Origin of the sequence: Mycolicibacterium arseniciresistens (assembly GCF_030519285.1) — a bacterium.
GTDB lineage: Bacteria > Actinomycetota > Actinomycetes > Mycobacteriales > Mycobacteriaceae > Mycobacterium > Mycobacterium arseniciresistens.
The window spans coordinates 1-8,117 of the sequence record NZ_JAUMSQ010000338.1 but is presented as its reverse complement, the minus strand read 5'-3'; the positions used below and the strand labels follow the sequence as shown (position 1 = coordinate 8,117).

11 protein-coding genes are annotated in these 8,117 nt (G+C 69.6%); 7 read left to right on the top strand and 4 right to left on the bottom strand.

Translation table 11 applies throughout. The features are described 5' to 3' along the window. A partial coding sequence (locus Q2100_RS27720) for an AfsR/SARP family transcriptional regulator (protein WP_328518143.1) occupies positions 1-1,497 on the bottom strand: 1,497 nt, incomplete at its 3' end. An 83-nt stretch (positions 1,498-1,580) separates the two neighbouring features. On the opposite strand from Q2100_RS27720, the gene Q2100_RS27715 reads away from it, so the two are divergent. After that, positions 1,581-2,675: a methyltransferase gene (locus tag Q2100_RS27715; RefSeq protein ID WP_302916623.1), complete on the top strand. Its 1,095-nt coding sequence runs from the start codon at positions 1,581-1,583 to the stop codon at positions 2,673-2,675. Further along, positions 2,672-3,079 carry a RidA family protein gene (locus Q2100_RS27710; protein WP_302916622.1) on the top strand — a complete coding sequence of 136 codons (408 nt, stop codon included), beginning with the start codon at positions 2,672-2,674 and terminating at the stop codon, positions 3,077-3,079. The genes Q2100_RS27715 and Q2100_RS27710 overlap by 4 nt, the downstream gene beginning before the upstream one ends. Here Q2100_RS27710 and Q2100_RS27705 read toward each other — a convergent pair. Continuing rightward, positions 3,028-3,417 carry a DUF952 domain-containing protein gene (locus Q2100_RS27705; RefSeq protein ID WP_302916621.1) on the bottom strand — a complete coding sequence of 130 codons (390 nt, stop codon included), beginning with the start codon at positions 3,415-3,417 and terminating at the stop codon, positions 3,028-3,030. The genes Q2100_RS27710 and Q2100_RS27705 overlap by 52 nt on opposite strands. Before the next feature lie 155 nt (positions 3,418-3,572). On the opposite strand from Q2100_RS27705, the gene Q2100_RS27700 reads away from it, so the two are divergent. After that, the gene (locus Q2100_RS27700; RefSeq protein ID WP_264015306.1) at positions 3,573-3,764 is read left to right on the top strand and encodes a DUF7455 domain-containing protein; all 192 of its coding nucleotides are present in this window, start codon (positions 3,573-3,575) and stop codon (positions 3,762-3,764) included. Between the two features lie 63 nt (positions 3,765-3,827). Then, positions 3,828-4,838, top strand: a complete 1,011-nt coding sequence (locus Q2100_RS27695) for a YihY/virulence factor BrkB family protein (RefSeq protein WP_302916620.1) — start codon at positions 3,828-3,830, stop codon at positions 4,836-4,838. Here the strand turns inward: Q2100_RS27695 and Q2100_RS27690 are convergent. Then, entirely contained in the window at positions 4,835-5,071 is a 237-nt protein-coding gene (locus Q2100_RS27690; protein WP_264015308.1) for a DUF3039 domain-containing protein, read from the bottom strand. The two genes, Q2100_RS27695 and Q2100_RS27690, sit on opposite strands and share 4 nt — an antisense overlap. A 77-nt stretch (positions 5,072-5,148) precedes the next feature. Here Q2100_RS27690 and Q2100_RS27685 point away from each other — a divergent pair, with 77 nt between their 5' ends. The 3 genes from Q2100_RS27685 (at position 5,149) to Q2100_RS27675 (ending at position 7,512) form a co-directional block, all read left to right on the top strand. Then, positions 5,149-5,550, top strand: coding sequence for a DUF3099 domain-containing protein (locus Q2100_RS27685; protein WP_264015309.1), 402 nt, complete (start codon positions 5,149-5,151; stop codon positions 5,548-5,550). Positions 5,551-5,668: 118 nt separating this feature from the next. Next, positions 5,669-6,658, top strand: a complete 990-nt coding sequence (locus tag Q2100_RS27680; RefSeq protein WP_264015310.1) for a sigma-70 family RNA polymerase sigma factor — start codon at positions 5,669-5,671, stop codon at positions 6,656-6,658. A gap of 161 nt (positions 6,659-6,819) precedes the next feature. Continuing rightward, positions 6,820-7,512 carry an iron-dependent transcriptional repressor DtxR gene (locus Q2100_RS27675; protein WP_264015311.1) on the top strand — a complete coding sequence of 231 codons (693 nt, stop codon included), beginning with the start codon at positions 6,820-6,822 and terminating at the stop codon, positions 7,510-7,512. Positions 7,513-7,515: 3 nt separating this feature from the next. Here the strand turns inward: Q2100_RS27675 and Q2100_RS27670 are convergent. Continuing rightward, positions 7,516-8,117 (bottom strand): DUF4192 domain-containing protein (locus Q2100_RS27670; protein ID WP_302916619.1); only part of this gene is annotated, 602 nt, incomplete at its 5' end.

Below are 8,117 nucleotides of genomic sequence, written 5' to 3'. Positions count from 1 at the left end.
GACGTCACCGCGCGCCGCCAGCCTGCCCGCCCTCGCCACGGCGTCGGCGAACGCCACGACGTCGACCGCTGCGGACTCGGGCAGACACAGCCGGTAAGCCTCACCGCGCCGGTCGACACTCACGCCGTGGTCGACCAGCAGGCGGCGCGCACTCGACACCGCCACCTGCAACCGGTGCGCCGCCACGGAATGTTGCACCCCGGGCCACAGCAGGTCCTCGAGGTACTCGCAGTGGTGGTCGCGGCCCGGCGCCAGGGCCAGGATCTGCAGCACGCGACGCGCCTGCGGCCGCAGGGCGTCCAGCGCGACAGCGCGCCCGCCCGCCTCGATGCCGAACTCGCCGAAGCATCGAACGATCATGGCCGGCGCACTCGCGGTCCCGGCCGGTTCCCGGCCACGCCCCCACTCCGGCACAAGCACATCGACCGTCGTTGCCGCCGTGCTCATTTCGTTGGATTCGACGGTCTTCTCCAGCCGTGACACCTGCGCGCAGCGGCGGTACCACTGCTGCGCCTCGGCCACGCCGTACTCCTCGACGAGGGCCAGTTCGAGATGTGTGCGCAGCACCTCGTGATAGCGGAAGTGCCTGCCGCCGTCGTCGGTCGACGTGAACAGTTGCGCCGCTTCGAGTTCGGCCAGGATGCGGTGGCTGCCGGTGGCGCCGAGCAGAGCGTCGCAGACTTCGCCGGACATCCTCTCCAACGGCGCAGTGCGGAGCAGGAATTCGCGGCGGTCGGCGGACAGCTGATCGAGGACGTTGCGCGTCAGGTAGGACCGGACGTGACGGCACCGCCCGCCGAGGTGCGCGACGGCCCGGTGCCGATCGGCGGCGCTGCGCTGCGCGGTGGCCAGCTGGAACAGCCACAGCGCGGCGGCCCATCCGCCGGTGCTGCGGGCCAGGGCGGAGGCGGCGTCCGGCCGCAGGGGGCAGCCGTACACCGTGGCGAACAACTCCTCGATCTCCGATGTGCGGAACCGCAGGTCGTCACCGCCGATCTCGCCGAGCGACCCGGACACCCGCAACCGCGGGACGTTGACGTCCGGGGTGCGCCGCGACGCGCAGACGACCCGTAGACGGCGGGGCCGCAGCGCCAGGAACTGCTCCAGTGCCCGCTCGGCCGCCGAGCCGGCGATCGCGTGCACGTCGTCGAGGAACAGCACCGCACCCGGACCCGTCCACCGGTCGAGAGCCGCGAGCAGTCCGGCCGTCGAGGCCACGTCGGCGATGTCGACCAACCCGCCGAGCGCACCGGCCAGATGTGCGACGAACCGGTTCTCGCCGGTGTCGTCCTCGGTGACGCCGTACCACCCCACGGGCACCTGCGCCGCGGCGGACAGATGCGACAGCAAGGTGGTCTTCCCACACCCGGCCGGTGCCACCACCATCGTGGTCGCGGCCGGTGCCGTCAGCCGGTCGCGGACCAGGCCGGCCGGCTCGGGTGCGCGCAACTTCTCCCGCAACACCGTGCATCTGCCGGTATCCGTCGTGAGCTCCACGGGCGCAGCGTATGACCGCGTCACCTAAGTGGTTTGAGTAGTCGACTACTCGACTTGCGGCCTCGCCGGTAGAGTCCGGCCACGTGCCCGAGAAGTCTTTCAAAGCCCCACCGGCACGGCTGATCGCCGCGGTCGACAAGGTACGCGCCGGCCTGCAGCGGCTGCACCGGTCCACCGTGCCGGGCAACATCGCGATGCTCGAACTGGCCACCGGCGCGTGGACGACGGCGGCGCTCTACACCGCGGCGAAACTCGGCATCCCCGATCAGCTGGCGAGTGGACCCGCCCACGCGAACGACGTCGCCAAACGGATCGGCGCCCACCCGGAGTCCGTCTACCGGCTGATGCGGGCGCTCGCCGGCAAGGGTGTGCTCACACAGCGCCGCGACGGCCGGTTCGCACTGACCCGCGTCGGCGACGCGCTGCGCTCCGACTCCGACGGCTCGCTGCGCGACATGGTGCTGTTCATCGGGCACCCGATGCGCTGGGAGGACTGGGGCAACCTGGAGCACTCCGTGCGTACCGGGCAGACCGCCACCGAGATGCTGCGCGGCATGCCCGTGTGGGACTTCCTCGCCGTGAACCCGGAGTTCGCCGAGGTGTTCAACCGGGCGATGACGGCCACCAGCGGGCTGACCGACGAGGCCGCGCTGAGTTGCTACGACTTCACCGGCTCGAAGCTGGTGGTCGACGTGGGCGGCGGGCACGGCGCACTGCTGTCGACCATCCTGCGCAGTGCGCCCGACGCCAGGGGCGTGCTCTTCGACCAGCCGTCGGTGGTGGAGAACGCAGGCCCGACACTCGCGGCGGCCGGCGTCGCCGAGCGCACCACGACTGCGGGCGGTTCGTTCATGGAGTCGGTGCCCGACGGCGGCGATGTCTACGTGATGAAGAACATCATCCACGACTGGTACGACGACGACGCGGTGCGCATTCTGCGCACCATCCGCACGTCGATCGCCGACGGCGGCAGGCTGCTCCTGCTGGAGATGGTGCTGCCGGAACGGCCGTCGTCGTTCATCGGCCTCATGCTCGACCTCGAGATGCTCGTCACCGCCGGCGGCAAGGAGCGCACCAGAGCGGAATACGCGAACCTCCTCGCCCGGTCCGGCTTCCGCCTGCAGCGGGTGGTCGACACCGTCACCCCGCTGTCGATCATCGAAGCGGTACCTGTGTGACGCCCGACCGCATCGCGGTCGGATCGGGTTCGGAGTACGAGGCCGCGGTCGGCTACTCGCGGGCCGTGCGTGTCGGCCCGATGGTCGCGGTGGCGGGCACCACCGGCGCGGGTTCCGGCGCCGCGGCACAGACCAGGGACGCGCTGCGGCGGATCGCCGCGGCGCTGGCCGAGGTGGACGCGACGCTGTCCGACGTGGTGCGCACCCGGATGTACGTCACCGACATCTCGTGCTGGCGCGAGGTCGGCGCCGTGCACGCCGAATACTTCGGCGACATCCGCCCGGTCACCACGATGGTCGAGGTGTCGGCACTCATCGCGCCCGAACTCCTCGTCGAGGTGGAGGCCGACGCCTACATCGGCTCCACGACAGCCGGGAACACCCCGTCGTCGCCCGGCGGGTAGGGCGTGACCCGCAGCACCGCCGCGACCGGCAGCGGTCCGTACAGGTGCGGGAAGAGCATGCCGCCGGGGTCGGTGGGCACGCCCGGCTCCCATCGCACCTCCGCCGACAGCAGCGCGGGGTCGATCTGCAGCAGCACCAGATCGGTGCGCCCGGCGTAGAGCCGGTTGGCCGGCAGGTGCACCTGGCCCGGTGCGGACAGGTGCACGAAGCCCACCGCGTCGAGCGACGGGGGGCGATGTTCTCCGTGATCCAGCGCCACCTGCCAGTCCGCGGCCGGGCAGAGGTGCACCAGCAAAGGCGGACGTGCGGGTGGTTTCCGCGGCGAATCTGGGTACATACGTCTAGCCTGCCCTCCTGGCAACACGGGGTGACGTGAGACACGACACACCGGTGAACCCCCGGGGAACAAGGCCGGAACCGAATACGTCTGACACAGTAGAGATACGCGGTAGGGCATGATCCCGCACCGCGCCGGCTAGAAACGGAGGAGCCATGACCGCAACTCTGACCAGTCCCGAACTCACCCGGGCTGATCGCTGCGATCGCTGCGGTGCCGCCGCCCGGGTGCGCGCGAAGCTGCCTTCGGGTTCCGAGCTGCTGTTCTGTCAGCACCACGCCAACGAGCACGAGGCCAAGTTGGTCGAGCTCGCCGCGATCATCGAAGTGAGCCCGTCGGACTCGTAGGGCCACTCCGACGAGCACCGCTTATGGGCAGTAGCGCATTTCTTCGGTAATGCTGGTCTGGTCATGACTGACCAGCCGGCTCCGATCCCCCCGTCGCGTCATCACATCTGGCGAACCACCCGACGCACTCTGTCGAAGAGTTGGGACGACTCGATCTTCTCGGAGTCGGCCCAGGCGGCGTTCTGGTGCGCGCTGTCCCTGCCGCCGCTGCTGCTCGGGATGCTCGGCAGCCTGGCCTACATCGCCCCGCTGTTCGGCGCGGAGACGCTGCCCGCGATCCAGGACCAGATCATCGGGACCGCGAACAGCTTCTTCTCGCCCAACGTCGTCAACGAGATCATCGAGCCGACGGTGCGCGACATCGTCGCGGGCGCACGGGGCGAGGTGGTGTCGGTCGGCTTCGTCATCTCGCTGTGGGCCGGCTCGTCGGCGGTGTCGGCGTTCGTCGACTCGATCGTGGAGGCACACGATCAGACGCCGCTGCGACACCCGGTTCGCCAACGGTTCTACGCGCTGGGCCTCTACGTGGTGGCGCTGGTGCTGGCGATCGCGACCGCGCCGCTGCTGGCGCTCGGCCCGCAGAAGATCGCGCAGTACATCCCCGACAGCTGGGACCACGTACTGCGGTACGGGTATTGGCCGCTGCTGTTCCTGAGCCTGATGATCGCGGTGAACCTGCTCTACCGGGTGTCGCTGCCGAAACCGCTGCCGTCGCACCGGCTCCTGCTCGGGGCGGCGCTGGCCACGGTGGTGTTCCTGATCGCGACACTGGGCCTGCGGGTGTACCTGACGTACATCACCAGCACCGGTTACACCTACGGTGCGCTCGCCACCCCGATCGCGTTCCTGCTGTTCGCGTTCTTCCTCGGATTCGCGATCATGATCGGCGCGGAACTCAACGCCGCCATCCAGGAGGAGTGGCCGGCGCCGGTGACCCACGCCCACCGGCTGCGCGGTTGGTTGGGAGAGAAGGCCGAGTCGATCAACTCCACGGCGTCCGTCGCCGTCGCGAAGCCCGCGGGCACGCCGCCGACCGCCGATCCGAGCGTGGCCGCACCGCGGCCCGCCGATTAGGTCTTGAGCTGCTCGAAGATTCGCTTGCAGTCCGGGCAGACCGGGGAGCCGGGCTTGGCACTGCGGGTGACCGGGAACACCTCGCCGCACAGGGCGACGACATGGGTGCCCATGACGGCGCTCTCGGCGATCTTGTCCTTCTTCACGTAGTGGAAGAACTTCGGCCGGTCACTGTCGGTGCCGTCGTCGACCTGTTCGTCGGTCTCGGTGCGCTCGATGGTGTCGGTCTGCATGTGACCATTGTGCCTGGCAATGGATCGGTAAGAAATCCCACGAGCGCAGCGGGACCCGGCTGTGCCAGAGTGGAAGTATGAAACACGGCCAGGAGCTGGGTTTCGACGACGAGGGTCGGCCCGTGCTGATCACCCGCGCCGCACCGGCCTACGAAGACCAACACCGCGCCCGCGTGCGCAAGTACCTCTCGCTGATGGCGTTCCGGATCCCCGCGCTGATCCTCGCGGCGGTCGCCTACGACATCTGGGAGAACGGCCTGGTGTCGCTGGCCATCATCCTGGTGTCCGTGCCGCTGCCGTGGATGGCCGTCCTCATCGCCAACGATCGCCCGCCGCGCCGCGCCGAGGAACCCCGCCGCTACGCGCACGGGCGGCGCATCCCGCTGTTCCCCACCGCCGAGCGGCCGGCGCTGGAATACCGGCCGCCCTCGGCGCCGCAACCGGATTCCGCGGAGTCCGGATATGACGTCCCGCGCTGAGCTCCCGACGCTTCCAATCCTCAGGACATTCTCAGGTCTTCACCGAAAAAGCCCTGATCAAAAGGTGTGAAGCGGCAGGGGGGCGGGAACTACTAGCGGCACTTGGGCGTTAAAGCTCATGACAGTTCTAGCCGAGCAGGAGGCCGTCATGGCAAATGCCACCTTTAGCCGCATCGACAGCGATCTGGACGCTCAGAGCCCAGCCGCCGACCTGGTGCGCGTGTACCTCAACGGCATCGGCAAGACTGCGCTGCTGAATGCCGCGGACGAGGTGGAGTTGGCCAAACGCATCGAGGCCGGCCTGTACGCCCGGCACCTGCTCGAGACCAAGAAGCGGCTCGGCGACGCGCGCAAGCGCGACCTGGCCGCGGTGGTACGCGACGGCGAGGCGGCCCGCAGGCACCTGCTGGAGGCCAACCTGCGACTGGTGGTGTCGCTGGCCAAGCGCTACACCGGGCGCGGCATGCCGCTGCTGGACCTGATCCAGGAGGGTAACCTCGGCCTGATCCGGGCGATGGAGAAGTTCGACTACGCCAAGGGTTTCAAGTTCTCGACGTACGCCACCTGGTGGATCCGGCAGGCGATCACCCGCGGCATGGCCGATCAGAGCCGCACCATCCGGCTGCCCGTCCATCTCGTCGAGCAGGTCAACAAGCTGGCCCGGATCAAGCGTGAGATGCACCAGAACCTCGGACGTGAGGCCACCGACGAGGAACTGGCCGAGGAATCGGGCATCCCCGCCGAGAAGATCGCCGATCTGCTCGAGCACAGCCGCGACCCGGTGAGCCTGGACATGCCGGTCGGCAGCGACGAGGAGGCGCCGCTCGGTGACTTCATCGAGGACGCCGAGGCGATGTCGGCGGAGAACGCGGTGATCTCCGAACTGCTGCACACCGACATCCGGCACGTGCTGGCGACGCTCGACGAGCGTGAGCAACAGGTCATCCGGCTGCGGTTCGGGCTCGACGACGGCCAGCCCCGCACCCTCGATCAGATCGGCAAGCTGTTCGGTCTGTCACGTGAGCGGGTCCGCCAGATCGAGCGCGAGGTCATGTCCAAGCTGCGCAACGGCGAGCGCGCCGACCGGCTGCGCTCATACGCCAGCTAGTTCGCCGGCCGGTAACCGGCCGAGATCTCGAAGACGCAGCCACGGGTCCGCCGGCAACCGGCGGACCCGTCGCTGCCCCTGCGGCGCGTGTCGGCGCGATGATGCACCGCTGCGCAGGCCCTGGGAACGGTAGACTTTCGCAGGACGGAGGGCTGCGCGAAATGAATGATCTGGTCGACACCACCGAGATGTATCTGCGGACGATCTACGACCTCGAGGAAGAGGGCGTGGTGCCCCTGCGCGCCCGTATCGCCGAGCGGCTCGATCAGAGCGGACCAACGGTCAGCCAGACCGTCTCGCGGATGGAGCGCGACGGCCTGCTCCAGGTGGCCGGTGACCGCCATCTCGAGCTCACCGACAAGGGCCGCCAGTTGGCTGTCGCCGTGATGCGCAAGCACCGGCTGGCCGAGCGGCTGCTGGTCGACGTCATCGGCCTGCCGTGGGAGGAAGTGCACGCCGAGGCGTGTCGCTGGGAGCACGTGATGAGCGAGGACGTCGAACGCCGGCTCATCCAGGTGCTGGACAATCCGACCACCTCGCCGTTCGGCAACCCGATCCCCGGCCTGTCCGAACTCGGGCTGGCCGGCTTCCCCGGCGCCGATCAGGTGAGCCTGGTCCGGCTGACCGAACTGCCGTCCGGCATGCCGGTCGCGGTCGTGGTGCGCCAGCTCACCGAGCACGTACAGGGCGACGCCGACCTGATCGCCCGCCTCAAGGACGCCGGCGTGGTGCCCAACGCCCGCGTCACCGTCGAGGCCACCGACCACGGCGGCGTCAACATCGTGATCCCGGGCCACGAGCAGGTCGAGCTGCCCCACCACATGGCGCACGCCGTCAAGGTCGAGAAGGTCTGACGCTCAGCCGCTGCGGCGGCGAAACCCGGTGCGCGGCGGCAGCCGCACCCCGAGCCGATCGGCCATCCGGTATCCGGTGAGCGCGAGTTCACGGATCTGATCGGGCCGCATCCCCGATCTCAGCGCCTGATCGAGCATGCCGGCCATCCGGTGCCGGGGGTCGAGGCGCAGCGCGGCCTCGAGGGCCACACCGGCCAGCGGACCGTCACCCCTGGCGTAGGCCGAGAAGGCCAGCAGCGCCAGCGCCTCATTCCGCCACGGCGGCGGCAGCGTCCGGGACAACAGCACCCACAGCGTCTCCGCCTGGTCCGCGTCCTGCCCGATCGCCAACGCGTACAACGTGTCCCGTACCGACGGGTCGGTCAGGGCGCAGGCCATCGCCGCCATCTGCGCGTCGTCCGGCCGTTGGCCGTCGCCCAGGCGGCGCGCCGCGGCGATCATGTCCTCGATCTCGCCGCGCAGCACCGCATCCGGGCAAGGAACGCGGCGGCTCTGCTCGCGGCTGCGGATCATGTCGAGCAGGGCCTCGCCGCGCGCCGGGTCGGCGTCGAGCAACGCCTCGAGTTCGGCGCGGCTGCGGTACAGCCGTCGGCCGTCGAGCACCG

Excerpts from the sequence above, each read along its gene's own strand:
- Q2100_RS27705 (WP_302916621.1), bottom strand. The coding sequence starts at position 3,417 with ATGTACCCAGATTCGCCGCGGAAACCACCCGCACGTCCGCCTTTGCTG.
- Q2100_RS27700 (WP_264015306.1), top strand. The coding sequence starts at position 3,573 with ATGACCGCAACTCTGACCAGTCCCGAACTCACCCGGGCTGATCGCTGC.
- Q2100_RS27695 (WP_302916620.1), top strand. The coding sequence starts at position 3,828 with ATGACTGACCAGCCGGCTCCGATCCCCCCGTCGCGTCATCACATCTGG.
- Q2100_RS27690 (WP_264015308.1), bottom strand. The coding sequence starts at position 5,071 with ATGCAGACCGACACCATCGAGCGCACCGAGACCGACGAACAGGTCGAC.
- Q2100_RS27685 (WP_264015309.1), top strand. The coding sequence starts at position 5,149 with ATGAAACACGGCCAGGAGCTGGGTTTCGACGACGAGGGTCGGCCCGTG.
- Q2100_RS27680 (WP_264015310.1), top strand. The coding sequence starts at position 5,669 with ATGACAGTTCTAGCCGAGCAGGAGGCCGTCATGGCAAATGCCACCTTT.
- Q2100_RS27675 (WP_264015311.1), top strand. The coding sequence starts at position 6,820 with ATGAATGATCTGGTCGACACCACCGAGATGTATCTGCGGACGATCTAC.